The sequence below is a fragment of the Rhodanobacter sp. T12-5 genome (assembly GCF_008329435.1).
Classification (GTDB): domain Bacteria; phylum Pseudomonadota; class Gammaproteobacteria; order Xanthomonadales; family Rhodanobacteraceae; genus Rhodanobacter.
Window position 1 is genome coordinate 299,260 of the sequence record NZ_NPKN01000003.1, and the last position, 19,349, is coordinate 318,608.

Genomic DNA, 19,349 nt, shown 5'->3' on the forward strand with positions numbered 1-19,349 from the left:
GCTCATGCCGGCTTGCGTGCGAGCAGGCTGATCACCTCGAAATGCGGTGCCTTGCGCTCGCGACTGAGGCGAGTGCAGCTGAGCACCTCCAGGCCGGCAGCTTGCGCGAAGCCACCAAGCTGCTCGCTGCGGAAGCCGAGGTTGCGATGGTCGAACGGCTCGACCACGGCGCGGTGATCGTGCTGGCCCAGCGTGACGGCAAGCAGGCGACCACCGGGACGCAGTAGCCGCGCCGCTTCGGCGACGGCTTTCGCGGGGTGTTCGGCATAGGTGAGGGCGTGCAGCATCAACACCAGGTCGAAACGCTGCTTGCCGAGATCCAGTGCATGCATGTCGCCCTGGCGCACTTGCACGTTGGCGAACGACTTGAGTCGCTTCGCCGCCGCTTCCACCACGCGTTCGCTCGAGTCGACGCAGACGATCGAATGCGCGTGGGGGGCGAGCAACTCGGCGGTGATGCCGTCGCCGGAAGCGATATCCAGCACGTCGCCGGTGCCGAGCAGTTGCAGCAGCGAGCGCGCCAGTGTTTCCCAGGTGCGACCGGGCGAGTAATGGCGCTCCATGTCGCCGGCCACGGTATCGGCCCAGCCTTCCTCGCGAGCCCGATGGGCGAGCACGCCGGGCAAGCGGGCGGTATCTTCGTGCAGCAGCGCATCGTCGATGCTTTCGCGCAACGAAATGAGCAGGCTGTGGCGGGTTTCGTCGCCATCGTTGTTGGCGCGGTAATAGGCCGATACACCGGCGCGGCGGTCGCGCACCAGACCGGCTTCCTTCAGCTTTGCCAGGTGGGTGGACACGCGCGGCTGCGCCAGGTGCAGCACGGCTGCCAGTTCGGCCACCGTGAGTTCTTCATGTTCAAGCAGGGCCAGCAGGCGAACGCGGGTAGGGTCGGCCAATAGCCGGAGCACGCTGGAGGCAGTCGCCAGATCCATCGAGCATCCTTTTATCGCGATATAAAGATGTATAGGCTAGGCCGCGCTTGCGAAGGCGTCAAGCGCCGCGTGGCAAACCTGCGGCTGCGACTTCGGCGGCGACGTTCTTGCCTGCCGTCACGCTGCACCATCGCAACCGAAGTCGCTCCCACAAGGGTGAACGACTACAATGGGCGGCTCGCTTTTTCTTGATCAGCCGCTGCGCGCGGTGCCGGGAGTAGTGCATGGATTTCCGATTTACCGAAGACCAGTTGTCGATCCAGTCGATCGCCCGCGACTTTGCTTCCAGGCGCATTGCGCCCGTGGCCGCCGAGCTCGACGCCAAGGGCGAGTTTCCGCTGGACAATATCCGCGAAATGGGCCAGCTCGGCTTGATGGGCATCGAGGTTCCCGAGGAATACGGCGGTGCCGGGATGGACCCGGTCGCCTATGTGCTGGCGATGATCGAGATCGCCGCGGCCGACGCGGCGACCTCGACCATCATGTCGGTCAACAATTCGTTGTTCTGCAACGGCATCCTCAAGCACGGCAACGAGGAACAGAAGCAGAAGTACGTGCGCGCGATCGCCACCGGCGAGGCCATCGGCGCTTACGCGCTGACCGAGCCGCAGTCCGGTTCCGACGCCTCGGCGATGCATACCCGCGCCGCGAAGAACGACAACGGCGACTGGGTGATCAACGGCAAAAAGAGCTGGATCACGTCCGGCCCGGTCGCGCGCTACATCGTGCTGTTCGCCATCAGCACGCCGGGCATCGGCGCGAAGGGCGTGTCGGCCTTCATCGTCGATACCCAGCTGCCGGGCTTCCACGCCGGCAAGACCGAGCCGAAACTCGGCATCCGCGCCTCGGCCACCTGCGAGATCGAGTTCACCGACTACGTGCTGCCGAAGGAAAACCTGCTCGGTGACGAGGGCAAGGGGTTCTCCATCGCAATGGGCGTGCTCGACGCCGGCCGCATCGGCATCGCCTCGCAGGCCGTCGGCATTGCCCGCGCAGCGTACGAGGCGACGTTGCAGTGGGCGCGCGACCGCAAGGCCTTCGGTGCGCCGATCGGCACGTTCCAGATGACCCAGTCGAAGATCGCCGACATGAAGTGCAAGCTCGACGCGGCCACGCTGCTCACTTTGCGCGCGGCATGGATGAAGGGCGAAACCGAGAAGCATGGCGGCCGTTTCGGCACCGAGGCCGCGGTAGCCAAGCTCACCGCGTCGGAAGCGGCGATGTGGATCAGCCACCAGGCGGTGCAGATCCATGGCGGCATGGGCTACTCGAAGGAGATGCCGCTGGAGCGCTACTTCCGCGACGCCAAGATCACCGAGATCTACGAGGGCACCAGCGAGATCCAGCGGCTGGTGATCGCACGGGCGGAAACGGGGTTGCGCTAGGACGCGAGGAGTGAGTGTGGAGGAGTGAGAAACGAGTAAAGGCCAGGGTAAAAGGACACAGCCTGTTTCCCGTCAGCCTCTACATCGGTTCCGACGGTGTTGGAAAGAAAAAGGCCCCGGCACAAGCAGGGGCCTTTTTCTTTCTCTCATCGAGTGCGCATTCTCATGCAGGGAGCGGAGTGGCTCTTGCTCGTTTCTCACTCCTCCACACTCACTCCTCGCTTCACGCCCCGCGGTGCGGGTCCGAGTCGAACGATTGCATGCCGTTGTGGCTCGAGACGGCAGCCGGCGCATCGCCATCCAGCTTGTCGCCCAGCAGGCGGCGGACTACCACGTAGAACACCGGGATCAGCAGCACGCCGAGGAAGGTGGCGAACAGCATGCCGCCGATCACGCCGGTACCGATCGCGTGACGCGCGTTGGCGCCGGCACCGCTGGAAATGAACAGCGGGAACACGCCGAGGATGAACGCCAGCGAGGTCATCAGGATCGGCCGCAGTCGCAGTCGCGCCGCATCGACGGTCGCCTCGCGCAGCGTGCGCCCGGCCTTCTGTTCGGCCACCGCGAATTCCACGATCAGGATCGCGTTCTTCGCGGCCAGTCCGATCACGGTGATCAGGCCGATCTTGAAGTAGATGTCGTCGGGCAGGCCGCGCAGCAGGGTGAACACGACGGCGCCGAGCAGGCCCAGCGGCACCACCAGCAACACCGCGACCGGGATCGACCAGCTTTCGTACAGCGCAGCCAGTGCCAGGAACACGATCACGATCGACAGCACCATCAGCAGCGTGGCGGCATTGCCGGAAAGGATTTCCTGGTAGGACTGGCCGGTCCAGTCGAAGCCGAAACCCTTCGGCAGGTCGTCGTTGACGATCTTCTGCATCTCGTTCATCGCCTCGCCCGAGGCGTGCCCCGGTGCCGGCGAGCCGACGATCTCGACGGCGGAATAGCCGTTGTAGCGGGTCAGCGAGGGTGACGAGACATCCCAGCGCGTGTGCACCACGTTGGACAACGGGATCATCTGCGGCGTGCTGCTGCCGGCAGGCGTGGGGCCGGGGGTGAAGATGTGCTGCAGGGCGTCCGGGCCCATCCGGTACGGTGCATCGGCCTGCATGATGACGCGCTTGACGCGGCCGCCATAGGTGAAATCGTTGACGTAGACCGGTGCCAGCATCAGGCCGATCGCGTTGTAGATGTCGCCCACCGACAGGCCCATCGACTGCGCCTGCACGCGATCGACATCCAGATGCAGCTGCGGCGAATCTTCCAGCGAGTTCGGTCGCACGCCGGTCAGCACGGGATCCTGGCTGGCCTTGCCGAGCAGGGTATTGCGCGCCTGGGTAAGCGCCTCACGCCCGGCACCGCCACGATCCTGCAGGTACATGTCGAAGCCGCCGAACTGGCCCAGGCCCTGCACGGTGGGAATGTTGGCCACGAAGATGCGCGCGTCGTGGATCTGCTGCATCTCGCCGTTGGCGCGCTGGATGAACTCAGCCGCGGTGGTGTCGCGCTTGGCCCAGTCCTTGAGCTTGATGAAGGCCATGCCGGCGTTCTCGCCCGAACCGATGAAGCTGAAGCCGGTGACCTGCAGCACGCCTTCCACGGCGGGATCCTTTTTCAGGATCTCGCGCATCTGCGCCATCACCCTGGACGTGCGCTCTTTGGTCGCCCCCGGAGGCAACTGGATCACCGACAGGGCATAGCCCTGGTCCTCTTCCGGCAGGAAGCTGCCGGGCAGGCGGGTGTAGAGGAAGCCGCCGAGCGCCGCGACCAGCAGGAAGGCCAGCATCCAGCGCGGCGCGTGGCGGATCGCGCCGCCGATGTGGCCGGTGTAGGTATGCGTGGTCCGGTTGAACGCCTCGTTGAACTTGCGGTAGACGATGTTCTTTTTCTTTTCGTGTTCCGGCTGCAGGAAGCTGGCGCACAGCGCCGGCGTGAACGACAGCGCGAGGAACGCGGAGAAACCCATCGATACCGCGATGGTCAGCGCGAACTGCTTGTAGATCACGCCGGTGGCGCCGGGCTGCAGCGACGACGGCACGAACACCGCCGCCAGCACCACGGTGATCGCGACCACCGCGCCGGTGATCTGGCCCATCGCCTTGCGCGTGGCGTCCTTCGGCGACAGATTTTCCTCGGTCATGATGCGTTCGACGTTCTCGATCACCACGATCGCGTCGTCGACCACGATGCCGATCGCCAGCACCATGCCGAACAGGGTCAACTGGTTGATCGTGAAGCCGAGCACCAGCATGCCCAGGAAAGTGCCCAGCAAGGCGACCGGGATTACCAAGGTCGGGATGATGGTGGCGCGGATGTTCTGCAGGAACAGCAGCATCACCAGGAACACCAGGATGATCGCCTCGATCAGCGTGTGCACTACTTCGCTGATCGAGATGGTGACGAAGCTGGTGCTGTCGTACGGGCTGAACCAGGTCACGCCCTGCGGGAAGCTCGTGGCGAGCTCGTCCATCTTGGCGCGCACCGCGGTGGACACGTCCAGTGCGTTCGCGCCGGGCAGCAACTGGATCGCAAACGCGCCGATCGGCTTGCCGTTGTACTGGGTGTCGAAGCCGTAACCGTTCGGTCCGAAGCTGATTCGTGCCACATCGCCCAGCGTGACCGTGGTGCCGTCGGCGTTGGCGCGCAGGATGATGCCGGCGAACTGCTCGGGCGTCGTGAAGCGACCCTCGGTCGACACCGTGGCATTGAACCCATGGCCGGGCACGGCCGGGTCGGCACCGAGCGAGCCGGCGGCGAACTGCACGTTCTGCGCCTTGATCGCCGCGAGCACCTGGCTGGCCGACAGCCCATAGCCCTGCAGCTTGTCCGGGTTCAGCCAGATGCGCATGGCGTACTCGGAACCGAACTGCTGGGTGCTTCCGACGCCGGGCACACGCGAAATCTGGTCCAGCACCTGCGAGCCGACGATGTCGTTGAGGCGGTTGCGATCGATAGTCGGGTTGCTCGAGGTCAGCGCCACCACCATCAGGAAACCGGCGTTGGCCTTGGCCACCACCACGCCCTGCTGGGTCACCTCGGACGGCAGTCGCGGGGTGGCCAGTGCCACCTTGTTCTGCACCTGCACCTGGGCGATGTCCGGGTCGGTGCCGCTTTCGAAGGTCAGCGTGATGCTGGCGCGGCCACTGGCGCTGGACGACGAGCTGAAATACAGCAGGTGATCGATGCCGGTGAGTTGCTGCTCGATTACCTGGGTGACGGTTTTCTCGGTGGTGTCGGCGCTGGCACCGGGATAGCTGGCGGACACCGTCACCGACGGCGGCGCGATCGTGGGATACGACTCCACGCCCAGGTTGAGGATGGCCAGCACGCCACCCAGGGAAATCAGGATGGCGACCACCCAGGCGAAGATCGGGCGGTCGATGAAGAAACTCGGCATGGTCTTCGCTCCGTTACTTGCCGCGCGGGACTTTGCCCGGAGCTTTGGCTGGGGATGATCCGCCGGGGGTGGCGTCATGCCACGGACTGGCCTTCGCCGGCTCGCCGGCCTTCACGTTCTGGATGCCCGACACCACCACCTGGTCGCCGGCAGCGAGCCCATCGGTGACGACCCAGTTGCTGCCGGCCATGTCGGTTGCGGTGATGTCCTTGCGTGCGACCTTGCCGTCGGCAGCCACGGTCATCACGAAGGCACCGACCGTATCGCGCTGGACCGCGGCCTGCGGGATCAGGAACACCTTGTGCTGCTGGCCGAGGTTCGCCTTCAGCGTCACGTACATGCCCGGCAGCAGGCTGTGTTTCGGGTTCGGGATGGTGGCACGCAGGTTGACCGAACCGGTGGCCGGGTTGACCGAGGCGTCGGAGAAATCCAGCGTGCCGGCTTCGGCGTAGGCGCTGCCATCGGGCAGGGTGATCTGCACGCTGGCCTTGTCCGGTCCGGCCAGGGTGACGTTGCCGCTGTTCTGCTCGCGGCGCATCCGCTCCATCGCGGCCACGCTCATGGTGAAGTTCACGTACAGCGGATCGATCTGGTCGACCGTGGTAAGCAGGGTTGCATCGCCGTTGCCGACCAGCGCGCCCTCGGTGACCTGCTGCTGGCCGGCGCGACCGTCGATCGGCGAGGTCACGTTGGCGTAGCCGAGGTTGATGCGGGCGGTCTGCAGGTTCGCCTGCGCGGCCTGCACCGCAGCGGCGGCGCTGCGCTCGGCGGCCAGTGCGTTGTCCAGGTCCGACTTGGAGACGTAGCCCTTCGGCGCCAGTTCCCGCACGCGCTTGGCGGTGATCTTGTTGTTGGTGTAGGTGGCCTGGGCTTGGGCCAATGCCGCCGAACTGGCGGCCAGCGCGGCCTTCAACGGAGCAGGGTCGATCTGGAACAGCAACTGGCCCTTCTTGACGTCGGTGCCTTCGTCATAGGCGCGCTTGAGCAGCACGCCCGGCACGCGGGCGCGCACATCGGCGCTTCGATAGGCAGACAGCCGGCCGACCAGGTCGCGCGTCAGCGGGGAGTTCTGCGGTTGTGCCTTGATCACGCCGACTTCCGGTGGCGGCATCTGTGGCGGGCCTTGCTCCTTGCCTTTGCCGCAGGCGTTCAGCGCCAGCAGACTCAGGCACAACAATGGCGTGCACAGTACAGAGGACTTCATGGGAGCTCCAGATCTTGTCTTTGAATCGGGGATTGAGGTGTAGCCGGAGCGCGTTGCAACTGATCGGTAATCAGATACTGCATTGCAATCCGTGGTGTGTCGTGTGTCATTGGTTGGCCGGGCCGCGGAGACGTCCGCAAGCGTTGCCGTGCCGTACCGGAAAGCGCTGTGCCAAGCGCTTCGCGGATCAGACTATACCGGCCAGTTTACATTTTAATCGCAACCGGAATCCAGTCATTGACAGGCCTCGCTGCGATGTGAACAGCGCGATGGTGACTTCCATTCTCGCGATTACGGGTTCCCACATTTCGAAAGCCGAAATGTGTGGACAGGAAAATCGCGAGTGGCGGCGACGTGCAGATCGATACGATTCAAATGCATGTCGAAGGCGCTCACCATGCCCCGTCGAAACACTCACGCGAGCGCACGGCATATCGCCGGAGCCTCGCCGCGGGTATTCGCGCATGGCGCGAAAGAGAGCTTCTCGCCTGAAGGGACAAGGGGACGGGCTTGCCAAAAAACATCCTTGCTTTTTAGACCCGCGGAGCATAGGCGAGTGCCGGCAAGAAAGTCCATGCGGCAGGCGATGGCATCGGCTCAAGTCGTTTCGATCGGTTGCTGCCGCCGGTTCGCTGAATCCATGCGCAAGGGCATGGTGGATGTCGCGTGGCTTGGCTGGATTCGCCATGACGCGCGGCGTATCCTTTGAGGGCTTTTTTACCCACATTCTCAATCCCTGTCTCCACTGACCAGTAGATGCCATGAATGCGACCCATGCGGCGAACGATGTCTCCCTTCCGTCTGTAGTGCTTGCAGAGTTGAAAAAGGGCGGCTTGTCGCCCCAGCGGCTGAGTGAGGCGCAGGTTTTCTGTGATGCGTTCTTCGCGCGCATAGGCGGCAGCGACGTCAACCTGCATACGCCGGTGCAATGGGCGGCACTGGTCGCCAGCCTGCTGGAATTCATGCAGCAACGCCAGCCGGGTCGGGCGTCGATCCGCGTGCTCAATTCCGCCGAAACCCACGCCGGCCGCAGCCTGCTGCAGATCGTCACCGACGACATGCCGTTTCTGGTCGACACGGTGAGCATGATCGTTTCGACGAAGCTGCAGATCCATGCGGTCATCCATCCGGTGTTGAAGGTGACGCGCGATGCGTCGGGCAAACTGCTGGGGCTCGGTGACGCCACCGGCAGCGCCGAGTCGCTCATGCATTTTGAAGTGGACCGGGTTGCCGACGATGCGGAGCAGGCGCAGCTGAAGGCGCAGGTGGAAGCCGCGCTGGAGGACGTGCGTGCCGCGGTCAACGACTGGGCGGCGATCCGCGACAAGGCGCTGGCGATTGCCAACGAGCTGCCGAGGCGCGAGTTGCCGCTGGATGCGGCGGCCGTGCAGGAGGCCAGCGAGTTCATGCGTTGGATTGCCGACGACAACTTCACTTTCCTCGGCTATCGCGAGTATGAGGTTGCCGAGACCGATGGTGACCGCGTGCTGCGCGCGGTCGACGCGTCCGGGCTGGGCATCCTGCGCGGACATGAGCGCTCGATGGCTCCGCGTTCGCTGCGCTCGCTGGCTGCCAGCGACTTGCCGCAATCCGGCGCGACCGACGCGATCATCCTGACCAAGACCAACGCGCGCTCGCACGTGCACCGCGCCGGCTACATGGATTACATCGGCGTGCTGCAGTTCGGCGCCAATGGCAAGGCGGTAGCCGAGCAGCGCTTCCTTGGCCTGTACTCCTCCAATGCCTACATGGCACGCCCGCAGGACGTGCCGCTGGTGCGACACAAGGTCGAGGCCGTACTGGCCCGTTCCGGGCTCAAGCGCGATTCGTATTCCGGCAAGTCGCTGCGCCACATCCTCGAAACGCTGCCGCGCGAGGAGCTGCTGCAAAGTACCGAGGACGAGCTGTTCGCCACGTCGATGGGCATCCTCGAATTGCGCCAGCGCGCCCGTACGCGATTGTTCGTGCGACGCGACCGCTACGGCCGCTTCTTCACGTGCATGGTGTTCGTGCCGCGCGACCGCTTCAACACTTCGGTGCGCGAACGCATCGAGGCGCTGCTGGGCCAGGCCTTGCATGCCGAACAGAGCGACTCATCCGTGCAGATGGGCGAGGCCGCGCTGGCGCGACTGACCATCGTGGTGCGACCGCGGATCGGCGACCAGCCCGTGTACGACCTGGCGACGCTGGAGGAAGGCGTCGCCGGCATCGTGCGCAACTGGCACGACGAGGTTCGCGATGCGCTGGTGCGGCTGCGCGGCGACCATGAGGGTGTGGTGCTGGCCAATCGTTACGTGAAGTCCCTGCCGGCCGGATACGTCGAGGAGGTAAGTCCGGCGGTGGCTGCCGAGGACGTCCATCAGTTGGCCCAGCTGGCCGGCGACAACGGGCTGCGGATGTCGTTCTATCACCCGCCGAAGGCACCTGACACGCTGCGCTTCAAGGTTTATCGCTCGGGCGGCGACATCGCCCTGTCCGAAGTGCTGCCGCAACTGGAAAACCTCGGCTTGCGCGTGCTGACCGAACACGTCTACGAGGTCGGCGGCGACAGCACGCCGTTGTCGATCCAGGATTTCGAAGTGCAGCCGGTGGGTGCGCTCACCTTCAGCGTCGAGCAGGTCGGCGCGCTGTTCGAGGATGCGTTCGAGCAGATATGGCGCGGCAACGCGGAGAACGACGGCTTCAACCGGCTGGTGCTGGGCGCCAAGCTTGGCTGGCGCCAGGTCGCGATGTTGCGCGGCTATTGCAAATACCTGCTGCAGACCGGCGCGACGTTCTCGCAGGCGTACATGGAGGAAACCCTCAACCGCTATCCGGCAGTCGCCGGCCTGCTGGTGGAGCTGTTCCTGGCGAAGTTCGATCCGCGCCGCGAAGCGCTTTCCGGCGACGAGTTGAAAGTCGCCGGTGCCACTCTGGCCACCGAGATGCGGGCGCTGATCCCGGCCACCGTACAGGCTGCGCAGCCGTCGCTGGTCGACGGCTTGAGCGTCGCCTTGTCCAAGCCGCGCGACGAGCAGATCAAGACGATCGAGGCGACCATCCACCAGCTGCTGGAAACCGTCGGCAGCCTTGATGAAGATCGCATCCTGCGCAGCTTCGTGGCACTGATCCGCGGCACCTTGCGCACCAGTTTCTTCCAGCAGTGGGATGGCGCGCATCGCCCGTACATCAGTTACAAGCTCGATGCGCACAAAATGCCCGACCTGCCCAAGCCGGTGCCTTACCGGGAAATCTGGGTGTGTGCGCCGCGCGTCGAGGGCGTTCACCTGCGCTTCGGCCCGGTCGCCCGCGGCGGCTTGCGCTGGTCCGACCGGCGCGAGGATTTTCGCACCGAAGTGCTCGGCCTGGTCAAGGCGCAGATGGTCAAGAACACCGTCATCGTGCCGGTGGGTTCCAAGGGCGGTTTCTTCGTCAAGAAGGCGCCCGTCGGCGGCGATCGCGACGCGCAGCTGGCCGAAGGCATCGCCTGCTATCGCATGTTCATCAGCGGCCTGCTCGACATCACCGACAACCTGATCGAAGGCAAGGTGGTCAATCCGCACGACGTGGTGCGCCACGACGCGGACGATCCCTACCTCGTGGTGGCGGCGGACAAGGGCACCGCGACGTTCTCCGACATCGCCAATGCGATCTCGATCGAGCATGACTACTGGCTCGGCGACGCGTTTGCTTCCGGTGGCTCGCACGGTTACGACCACAAGGGCATGGGCATCACCGCCAAGGGTGCGTGGGAGTCGGTCAAGCGCCATTTCCGTTCGCTCAACCGCGACTGCCAGACGCAGGATTTCACCTGCGTCGGCATCGGCGACATGTCCGGCGACGTGTTCGGCAACGGCATGCTGCTGTCCGAACACATCCGCCTGCTGGCGGCGTTCGACCATCGCCACGTGTTCCTTGACCCGAATCCGGATGCGGCACGCACGTTCGCCGAGCGCCAGCGTCTGTTCAAGCTGCCGCGTTCGAGCTGGGACGATTACGACAAGTCGCTGATCTCCGCCGGTGGCGGCGTGTATCCGCGCAGCGCCAAGTCGATCCCGATCTCGCCGGAAGTGCGCACCGCATTGGGTCTGAAGCCCGATGTGGAGCATCTGGCGCCGAGCGACCTGCTCAGTGCCATCCTCAAGGCGCCGGTCGACCTGCTGTGGAACGGCGGCATCGGCACTTACGTGAAGTCCTCGGCCGAGACGCATGCCGATGTGGGCGATCGTGCCAACAACGCGCTGCGCGTCAACGGTGCCGACCTGCGCTGCAAGATCGTGGGCGAGGGCGGCAACCTGGGCATGACCCAGAAAGGCCGCATCGAGGCGGCGCAGAAGGGCGTGCTGCTGAACACCGACTTCATCGACAACTCCGCCGGCGTGGACACCTCCGACCACGAGGTGAACATCAAGATCCTGCTGAACGATGCCGTGCAGCGCGGCGAGCTGAGCTTCGACGCACGCAATACCCAGCTTGCCGCGATGACCGATGAAGTCGGGCAACTGGTGCTGTGGGACAACTACCGGCAGAACCAGGCAATCACCCTGATGGAGCACCAGTCGGTGCATCGCCTCGGTTCGATGGCCCATTTCATCCGCACGCTGGAGGCCGAAGGCACGCTCGATCGCCAGGTCGAGAACCTGCCGTCCGACGCCGAGCTGACCGAGCGCAAGAGTCGCGGCCTCGGCCTGACCCGGCCGGAGCTGGCGGTGCTGCTGTCGTACGACAAGATCCGCCTGTTCCAGCAGTTGCTGGATTCGGACGTGCCGGAGGATCCGTACCTGTCGCGCGAACTGGTGCGCTACTTCCCGATGCCGTTGCACGAAAAGTACGCCGAGCACATGCAGCGCCACCGGCTGAAGCGCGAGATCATCGCCACCGCGGTGACCAACTCGACGATCAACCGCATGGGCGCCACCTTCATGATGCGCATGCAGGAAGACACCGGCCAGCGTCCGGCGGCGATCGCCAAGGCGTACACCGCCGCGCGCGAGATCCTCGACGCCCGCGAGCTGTGGGCGCAGATCGAGGCGCTCGACAGCCACGTCGCCGAGGACACCCAGATCGATGCGATCAAGCAGATCTGGTCGCTGCTGCGGCACATGACACGCTGGTTGCTGAATCGCCCGGGCGGTTCGCTGGACATCGCCGCCAACGTCGAGCGTTACCAAGCCGGCGTGTCGGCCTTGCGGCAGGCCTTGCCGGACGTGCTGACGTCGACCGGCAAGGGCGATTTCTCGTGCAGCCAGGAAAAGTGGGAAGGCCTCGGCCTGCCCGCCGAACTCGGGTTGCGGCTGGCCCGCATGCCCGAACTGCGTGCCGCACTGGACATGGTCGAAGTGGCACAGCAGAGCGGCCAGCCGATCGAGAAAGTTGCCGCCGTGTTCTACGAACTGGGCGAGGCGCTCGACCTGGAGTGGCTGCGCAACCAGATCGAGGCATTGCCGGTCGAGGGTCACTGGCATGCGCAGGCCCGCGGCTCGCTGCTGGACGAACTCAACCACCAGCATCGCGCACTGTCGTTGCAGGTATTGAACCTCAGCGGTGACAGCAAGGGCGTCTCGCCAGTGCAGGCCTGGCTGCAGCGCGACGACCCCACGCTGCAATACACCCGCAGCATGCTGGCGGAAATCCTCACCCAGAACGCGGATTATCCGATTGCCTCGGTAGCGGTGCGCCGGCTGGCGCAGCTGGCGCAGGTGCCGGTCTGAGCAAACCTGCATCGTAAAGCGGCATGAAGCGCCCGGCACCCGCAAGGTCGCCGGGCGTTTCTTTTTACAGGATCGCCGCACTTTCTCCGTAGGAGCCCGCTGGCGGGCGATGTTCTTCTGTCGGTATTCAAGAGCATCGCCCGCCAGCGGGCTCCTACGGTAAGCTGATCGGATCGCCACCACGGGCCGAATCCCATGCGCTTTGCCTTCGTCGCCAGCGATACCAGTGTCGCCCAGCAGGCACAGCGCAAACTGGTGGAACGCTACGGCGACGTGCCGCCGGAGCGGGCCGAACTGATCGTGGCGCTGGGCGGCGACGGCTTCATGCTGCGTACCCTGCACGCATACCGCGAACTGGAAGTGCCGGTCTACGGCATGAAGCTGGGTCGGGTCGGCTTCCTCATGAACAAGCACAAGCTCGACAGCCTGCCCGAGCGGATCGCCCGCGCACACACCGCGTCGCTGTTTCCGTTGCAGATGCAGGTCGTCGACGCTGCCGGCGATGTGCATACCGCGCTGGCGTTCAACGAAGTCTCGTTGTTGCGCCAGAGCAACCAGGCCGCGCATCTGGAAGTGCAACTCAACGACATCGTGAAGCTGCCGAACCTGATCTGCGACGGCATCATGGTCGCCACGCCGGCCGGCTCCACCGCCTATAACCTGTCCGCGCATGGCCCGATCCTGCCGCTGGACGCGAACGTGCTCGCGCTTACCCCGATCAGCCCATTCCGCCCGCGTCGCTGGCGCGGCGCGATCCTGCCGCATCGCACCGAAGTGATCCTGCGCGTGCTCGACCCCGGCAAACGTCCGGTCAGCGCCACTGCCGATTTTCATGAAGTGCGCGACGTTCGCACGGTGGCGATCAGGCAGTCCGGCGGGCAGGGCGTGCGGCTGCTGTTCGATCCCGAGCACAACCTCGAACAGCGCATACTGGACGAGCAGTTTGCGGCGGAGTGAGGAGCAAGCTCTTGCTCAACCGCCGCCACAACCACAGCACGTTTGCTAGATTCAATGCCATCTTCTGACCAGGCACACGACGCATGACCACTTTCCCCGTCGATGCGCACGATCCCGCCGCCGTCGGCGACAACCGACTGGTCGTCGCCATTTCCTCGCGCGCGCTGTTCGACCTCGGCGACAGCCACGCGCTGTTCGAGCGCGATGGGCTCGACGCTTACCGCTCGTTCCAGATCGATCACGAAAACGACATCCTTCAGCCCGGCGTGGCGTTCCCGCTGGTGCAGAAGCTGCTCGGCCTCAACAAGCTGGCCGGCGACGTGCCGCCGGTCGAGGTGATCCTGCTGTCGCGCAATTCCGGCGACACCGGCCTGCGCATCTTCAACGCGATCCAGCACTACGGCCTGGAAATCAGCCGCGCCGCGTTCACCAGCGGTGCGCCGACGTCCGACTACATCGCGCCGTTCAAGGCCGACCTGTTCCTCTCAGCCAACGCCGAGGATGTGGGTCGTGCGCTTGCCGCCGGCGTGGCCGCGGCGACGATCCTGCCCAGCACCGCGCCGCCGCGCATGAGCGAGCAACTGCGCATCGCGTTCGACGGCGACGCGGTGATCTTCGGCGACGAGGGCGAGCGGGTGTCGCGCGAGGAAGGCCTGGAAGCGTTCCATCGCAGCGAAACCGAACACGCCACCGAGCCGCTGTCGGTGGGTCCGTTCCGCGGCTTCCTCACCGCGCTGCATCACCTGCAGACCGCGTTCCCCGCCGAAGACTCGCCGATCCGCACGGCCCTGGTAACCGCCCGCTCCGCACCCGCGCACAAGCGCGTGATCCTCACCTTGCGCAAGTGGGGCGTGCGCATCGACGAGGCGCTGTTCCTCGGTGGTCGCGACAAGGGTCCGTTCCTCGACGCGTTCGGCGCCGACATCTTCTTCGACGATTCGCCGGCCAATGTGGAGTCCGCGCGCAAGCACGTGGCGACCGGGCACGTGCCCCACGGGGTGAGCAACCGCTGACTTGTCGTCAGGCGGGCATGGTTTCAGGGTGAGCACGCTGGTGAGGAACTGGCGGACCACGAAGGACGATGCGGCCCCGGAGCCGATACTTTCGGTCGGATGATTCCAGCTTCGATGACTAGGATCGAACTCTCACCGGTTCTCAGTGCACGTAATTGATCGCGATCGCCGGGGTGATCGTGGTCGGCGTGTGGCAACCGGTGATTACCCGGGTGCCGAACAACACGCCCAGGTTGGCGCGCCAGCTGTATTCGATCGCGGGCGCGAAGCCGAATGCTTCGCTGGAACCCGAGCTTCGACGGATATGCGCATCGCCGGGCAGCATCACGCCGTCCACGCGGGTACCGTGATTGCGGCGCCAGGTGAGGTCGAACGCCAGCACCCAGCGCCGGCTCAGGCTGTATTCCCAGGCCGCGTTGACGAAGAACGAGTTGCCGGGTCTGGCGTGGCCGCGAAAGCCGTTCGCCGTGCCGTAGACGCTGACGTCTTCGACCTGCGCCTTGCCGGAAACGGACTGCGCCACGTTTAGGCGCATGCGCAGGATGCGGCCGTTCGCGAGCCAGAAGTATGTTTGCGTGTTGAGCTGCAGCGTCGTGGTGCTGGCACCGCTGCCGAGCCCGTTGCCGGGCCGGTTGCCCAGCCGGTCGTATTTTCCGCTCGGCAGCGTTTGCTGCAGTTGCAGCGAGATCGTCGGCAGCGGGCTGCCCTCGTGGAATTCGGTGAGCCGGTATTGCGCCTGCACGCTGACGTCGCCCAGCCCGATGCCGGAACTGTCGCCCGCGCCGTCCATCCGGTTGTAGCCCAGCACGGGAATCAGGCCGACTGTCAGCCGGTCGGTGAGTCCGTAGAGCATGTAGGTCAGCGAGCCGAAACCATCCGAATGCGGCGAGGATGCATCGTAGAGATAGGGCTCGATCAGGAAATGGCCGCGCGGCAAGGTCGCGGCCGAGTTCGCCAGCATCGGGCCTGTCCACCACGCGTCGTCCAGCGACTGGCGTGGAGGCGGTGGCGGCGCGGCTTCCGAGGGCGTCATCGGGTGATCTGTTGCGGCCTGGGCCCGTGCCGTCGGCGACAGCAAGGTGCCGACCAGCATGCAGAAGCAAGCGAAGCATCGTCGTTGCGACGACATGATTTTTGCGAACTGCATCTTCATTGCCTCATGCCCCTGGTTCCGCCATACGATCCATTTCTCGCATCGCCATGGCCAGCCGTTTCTTGCTCAGATCCGGTGCCAGCCTTCAAATCCGGTGAACATCGCCGCAGCAATCAGGAGGCCGCCCACGCAGCGCGTCGCCATCATTCCGGATGCCGGTTTGCGTTGCAGCCAATGCCGGGCTCGATCGGCCATCAGTGCCACGCTGCCGTAAATGCATAGCTGGTTGATCGCGATGATCAGCCACATCACCAGCGCCTGCAGCCAGATCAGGCCGTATTCCGGGCGCAGGAACTGCGGGAAGATCGCCAGCATGAACAGGTAGGCCTTGGGATTGAGCAGGCAGGTCAGCATGCCTTGGCGAAAGGTCGCTGCACCTGAACGCGGCTGGATGTCCGGGCGCAGGCCGAACGAGGATTCGCTGCGCATCAGCGAGATGCCGATCCAGGCGATGTACAGCGCGCCGGCCAGCAGCAGGGCATTGAACATGCCCGGGATCAACCTGATCAGCATGCTGATGCCCAGCGCCGTCATCAGCACATGGCAGACGCCGCCGGCAATGATGCCGGCGACCGCGGCGAAACCGCGGCTGCGCCCGCCGGCAAGGGTGCTGCCCATGACGAAGGCCATGTCCAGTCCCGGCAGCACGATGATGCCGAAGACCAGCGCGAAGAACAGCCACAACTGCTCGTAGTGGATCATGGCGACATGGGCAGCCAGCGCAGGCGCGAGCGCGGGGTCGGGTCCATCACCACGCGTTCCGGTGCGCTGCGCAGCAGGCCGCCTGCAAGCAGCGACTGTTCGGCGGATGCGAGGCGTGGCGCAAGGCCCTTGTCCAGCGTCGAGTTGTCGCGGACCACGCCAAGCCACACCAGGAACGGGCCATCCGTGCGGATCGGCAACTGCGGAAAGTTGTTCGGCACGTCCAGTGACACCAATACGCCCGCGGGATGCACGCCGTCGATGCGATAGGCCCCGAAGGCGGCCTCGGCCTGCTTCGCAAACGCTTCCTCGCTGCCTTTCTTCACCGCGAAGATCTGTGCGACCACGACGCCCTGCGCACCATGATCTTCGGTCACCGGGTCGACGGCCGGCAGCACCGTGATGCCCTGGTCCGGATGCAGCGGGCGCAGCAGTATCACGTTGTCGCTGTCCGGCAGGATCGCGTTGACCTTGACCCGATGCTCCTTCCACAGCGGCCCGTAATAGAACGCCGCGTTGACGATCGGCCGCGCATTGATGTCGTGGAAACCGCGCAGCCAGGTGAAGTGGTTAGGGTGGTCGCGCTCGGTGAACTGGCCGAACACCATCGCGCCGAGCTGCTCGAAAGCTTCGGGGAAATAGGTGTCGAAATACTTGACGAACTTTGCCAGTTCGCCGTCGCTGGTGACGTAGCGGCGGAATTCGACGACCTGGTAATCCTGCAGATGTTGCACGCTTTCCATGGTGGATGCCTCGCTGGCTGGTTTGCCGTATCCGGGGGCCGCGATGCCGAGCGCAACACAGGTGGCAAGCGCTGCCAGCCATGATCTGAAGTTCTGCATGGAGATCCCCCGTTCCGGTGCGTGGTTGGAGCCAGCACGATAAAGCCGATACAGGTCAAAATTCGCCCTGATTGGCTACTACAATGCCGCCATGGCGAAACCCACCACCCGCGTGCTGGCGGTGCTCGACCTGCTGCAGAGCCACGGCCGCATGAGCGGGCCGGAACTGGCGCGCCGGGTCGGCGTGGACGTGCGCACTCTGCGGCGCTACATCGTGATGCTGGAAGATCTCGGCATTCCGCTCACCACCGAACGTGGCCGCCACGGTGCCTACATGCTGGTCGCCGGATTCAAGCTGCCGCCGATGATGTTCACCAACGACGAGGCGGTGGCGCTGTCGGTGGGCATGGTGGCGGCACGCGGCCTGGGCCTGGCCGATGCGGCGCCGGCGGTGGCCAGCGTGCAGGCCAAGCTGGCCCGGGTCATGCCGGACAGCCTGAAGCGCCACGTGCGCGCGATCGCTGATACCGTCAAGGTCGACCTGCTGCCTGCCACGAATACACCTGTCAGCAATGCCGCGCTGATCGCGCTGACCACGGCGGCACAGGCGCAGCAGCGGGTAAGCATGGGCTACGACTCGGCTCAGGGCAGCCACACCGAGCGGGAATTCGATCCTTACGGGCTGGCCTGGCGCGCCGGCGCCTGGTATGCGCTGGGCATGTGTCACCTGCGCCACGGCCTGCGCTCGTTCCGGCTGGACCGTATGGGTGAGGTGACACTGCTGGAGCAGCACTTCGAACGACCCGCGGATTTCGACGCGCTGGAGCAACTGGCGCAGAGCATTGCCGGCATGCCGCGAGGCCGCAGCATCGAGGTGCTGCTGCATGCCGACCTGCCGACGGCGCGCCGCGCGTTCTCGCTCGGCTTCGGCCTGCTGGAGCCTGTGGATGGCGGCGTGTTGTTGCGCAGCAGTGCCGACGATCTGGCCTGGTTCGCGCGCCAGCTTGCCGGTGTGCCGTTCGACTTCGAGATACGTGCGCCGGTGGAATTGCGTGCCGAGCTTGCGCGCTGTGCCACGCGCCTGCATGCCATGGCGACGGTTGCCGGTTGACGGCGCCCTCAGATCATCCGGATGCGCTTCCACCAGCGCGTGACCTTGTCCTCGCGCAGGAACGTGAACAGTCCTGCGCCAAGGATGATCGCGATGCCGATCGCCATCGGCCAGTCCAGTCGATCGTGGAAAAGAACATAGCCAAGCAGCACCGCCCACAACATCTGGCTGTACTGGGTCGGCGCCACGTGGTTGGCCGGCGCGTTCTGCGTGGCCAGCATCAGCAGCACCGAACCGAGCGCAGCGAGCAGGCCGTAACCGAGCAGGAGCAGCCATTGATGCAGGGACGGCCAGACGAAGGCCGGCAGCATCAGCATGCCGGTCAGCAGGATCGAGCCGATCACGCCGGCGCCGTACAGGGTGACGCGCTTTTCGTGCGAGCCGGACAGGCGCATGGCGATCATCGAGATGGCGCCGGCAAGCCCGCAGACGATGGCTGCCAGGTGGCCGATGCCGAGTACGCGAAAACCCGGTCGCAGCACCACCAGCACGCCGATGAAACCGGCCACCACCGCCGACCAGCGGCGCCAGCCGACGTGCTCCTTGAGCACCAGCACCGACAGGATGGTGACGAAGACCGGCAGCAGGAAGATCAGCGCGAATGCCTCGGCCATCGGCAGCGCGGTGAATGCAATCACCGCGGCGACGCTGCCGATCGCGCTGGCGACGGCACGCACCACCCACAGACCCTGTCGCTGCGCGAAAATCACCTCATGCCAGCGGTCGCCGCCGCCCTTGATGAAGGGCAGCGCGGTCAGGCCGAGCGCTGCCCCGAAGAAGACCGCCTCGTAGGCCGGCAGCGAACCACGAAGCGACTTCACGAATGCGTCGCTGAGCGCGTAGGCGGCGAAGGCCATGAAACCGAGCAACACACCTTTGAACATGAACTTCCGGCGATGAGTGAGGGGCGGACCTGGCACGGGCAGTTTTCGCCACGGCCCGACCGGCGCCGGGGCGCCTGTGCACCGCCGGGTCCCGCGCTACAATAGCGGCTTTTACGCGCCCGTCTCCGGAGTTTCC

Annotated in this window: 12 protein-coding genes; 5 read left to right on the forward strand and 7 right to left on the reverse strand. The window is 65.2% G+C overall.

The window, feature by feature from the left end; all coding sequences use genetic code 11:
• Positions 1–2 precede the first annotated feature (2 nt).
• Complete coding sequence (locus CIW53_RS09435; RefSeq protein WP_149364460.1) at positions 3–932, reverse strand: metalloregulator ArsR/SmtB family transcription factor; 930 nt, start codon at positions 930–932, stop codon at positions 3–5.
• 224 nt (positions 933–1,156) lie between these two features.
• On the opposite strand from CIW53_RS09435, the gene CIW53_RS09440 reads away from it, so the two are divergent.
• Positions 1,157–2,317, forward strand: coding sequence for an acyl-CoA dehydrogenase family protein (locus CIW53_RS09440; protein WP_149364461.1), 1,161 nt, complete (start codon positions 1,157–1,159; stop codon positions 2,315–2,317).
• Between the two features lie 223 nt (positions 2,318–2,540).
• On the opposite strand, the gene CIW53_RS09445 is transcribed toward CIW53_RS09440, so the two are convergent.
• Together CIW53_RS09445 and CIW53_RS09450 are read right to left on the reverse strand one after the other, a co-directional pair.
• Positions 2,541–5,717 (reverse strand): multidrug efflux RND transporter permease subunit, encoded by a 3,177-nt coding sequence (locus CIW53_RS09445; protein WP_149364462.1) that lies wholly within the window; start codon positions 5,715–5,717, stop codon positions 2,541–2,543.
• Positions 5,718–5,730: 13 nt separating this feature from the next.
• Positions 5,731–6,921 (reverse strand): efflux RND transporter periplasmic adaptor subunit, encoded by a 1,191-nt coding sequence (locus CIW53_RS09450; RefSeq protein WP_149364463.1) that lies wholly within the window; start codon positions 6,919–6,921, stop codon positions 5,731–5,733.
• 761 nt (positions 6,922–7,682) lie between these two features.
• Here CIW53_RS09450 and CIW53_RS09455 point away from each other — a divergent pair.
• From CIW53_RS09455 to CIW53_RS09465, 3 genes are all read left to right on the forward strand, one after another.
• Positions 7,683–12,611 (forward strand): NAD-glutamate dehydrogenase domain-containing protein, encoded by a 4,929-nt coding sequence (locus CIW53_RS09455; RefSeq protein ID WP_149364464.1) that lies wholly within the window; start codon positions 7,683–7,685, stop codon positions 12,609–12,611.
• A gap of 195 nt (positions 12,612–12,806) precedes the next feature.
• A complete protein-coding gene (locus tag CIW53_RS09460; RefSeq protein ID WP_149364465.1) occupies positions 12,807–13,568 on the forward strand; it encodes an NAD kinase in 762 nt (253 codons plus the stop codon).
• A gap of 83 nt (positions 13,569–13,651) precedes the next feature.
• On the forward strand, positions 13,652–14,581 hold the full coding sequence (locus CIW53_RS09465) for a 5'-nucleotidase (protein WP_149364466.1): 930 nt from the start codon (positions 13,652–13,654) through the stop codon (positions 14,579–14,581).
• A gap of 142 nt (positions 14,582–14,723) precedes the next feature.
• On the opposite strand, the gene CIW53_RS09470 is transcribed toward CIW53_RS09465, so the two are convergent.
• The 3 genes from CIW53_RS09470 to CIW53_RS09480 all read right to left on the reverse strand — a co-directional run bounded on the left by CIW53_RS09470 (position 14,724) and on the right by CIW53_RS09480 (position 17,278).
• Positions 14,724–15,614 (reverse strand): transporter, encoded by an 891-nt coding sequence (locus tag CIW53_RS09470; RefSeq protein ID WP_242451839.1) that lies wholly within the window; start codon positions 15,612–15,614, stop codon positions 14,724–14,726.
• Between the two features lie 186 nt (positions 15,615–15,800).
• A complete protein-coding gene (locus CIW53_RS09475; protein ID WP_149364467.1) occupies positions 15,801–16,436 on the reverse strand; it encodes a LysE family translocator in 636 nt (211 codons plus the stop codon).
• Positions 16,433–17,278, reverse strand: coding sequence for an NIPSNAP family protein (locus CIW53_RS09480; protein ID WP_149364468.1), 846 nt, complete (start codon positions 17,276–17,278; stop codon positions 16,433–16,435). The genes CIW53_RS09475 and CIW53_RS09480 overlap by 4 nt, the downstream gene beginning before the upstream one ends.
• A gap of 91 nt (positions 17,279–17,369) precedes the next feature.
• Between CIW53_RS09480 and CIW53_RS09485 the strand changes: the two genes are divergently transcribed.
• On the forward strand, positions 17,370–18,329 hold the full coding sequence (locus CIW53_RS09485; protein ID WP_149364469.1) for a YafY family protein: 960 nt from the start codon (positions 17,370–17,372) through the stop codon (positions 18,327–18,329).
• A gap of 8 nt (positions 18,330–18,337) precedes the next feature.
• On the opposite strand, the gene CIW53_RS09490 is transcribed toward CIW53_RS09485, so the two are convergent.
• A complete protein-coding gene (locus CIW53_RS09490) occupies positions 18,338–19,213 on the reverse strand; it encodes a DMT family transporter (protein ID WP_149364470.1) in 876 nt (291 codons plus the stop codon).
• Positions 19,214–19,349: the final 136 nt, after the last annotated feature.

What these genes read in the sequence shown, in the direction of transcription:
- CIW53_RS09435 (WP_149364460.1), bottom strand. Translation starts at nt 932, where the DNA reads ATGGATCTGGCGACTGCCTCCAGCGTGCTCCGGCTATTGGCCGACCCT.
- CIW53_RS09440 (WP_149364461.1), top strand. Translation starts at nt 1,157, where the DNA reads ATGGATTTCCGATTTACCGAAGACCAGTTGTCGATCCAGTCGATCGCC.
- CIW53_RS09445 (WP_149364462.1), bottom strand. Translation starts at nt 5,717, where the DNA reads ATGCCGAGTTTCTTCATCGACCGCCCGATCTTCGCCTGGGTGGTCGCC.
- CIW53_RS09450 (WP_149364463.1), bottom strand. Translation starts at nt 6,921, where the DNA reads ATGAAGTCCTCTGTACTGTGCACGCCATTGTTGTGCCTGAGTCTGCTG.
- CIW53_RS09455 (WP_149364464.1), top strand. Translation starts at nt 7,683, where the DNA reads ATGAATGCGACCCATGCGGCGAACGATGTCTCCCTTCCGTCTGTAGTG.
- CIW53_RS09460 (WP_149364465.1), top strand. Translation starts at nt 12,807, where the DNA reads ATGCGCTTTGCCTTCGTCGCCAGCGATACCAGTGTCGCCCAGCAGGCA.
- CIW53_RS09465 (WP_149364466.1), top strand. Translation starts at nt 13,652, where the DNA reads ATGACCACTTTCCCCGTCGATGCGCACGATCCCGCCGCCGTCGGCGAC.
- CIW53_RS09470 (WP_242451839.1), bottom strand. Translation starts at nt 15,614, where the DNA reads ATGACGCCCTCGGAAGCCGCGCCGCCACCGCCTCCACGCCAGTCGCTG.
- CIW53_RS09475 (WP_149364467.1), bottom strand. Translation starts at nt 16,436, where the DNA reads ATGATCCACTACGAGCAGTTGTGGCTGTTCTTCGCGCTGGTCTTCGGC.
- CIW53_RS09480 (WP_149364468.1), bottom strand. Translation starts at nt 17,278, where the DNA reads ATGCAGAACTTCAGATCATGGCTGGCAGCGCTTGCCACCTGTGTTGCG.
- CIW53_RS09485 (WP_149364469.1), top strand. Translation starts at nt 17,370, where the DNA reads ATGGCGAAACCCACCACCCGCGTGCTGGCGGTGCTCGACCTGCTGCAG.
- CIW53_RS09490 (WP_149364470.1), bottom strand. Translation starts at nt 19,213, where the DNA reads ATGTTCAAAGGTGTGTTGCTCGGTTTCATGGCCTTCGCCGCCTACGCG.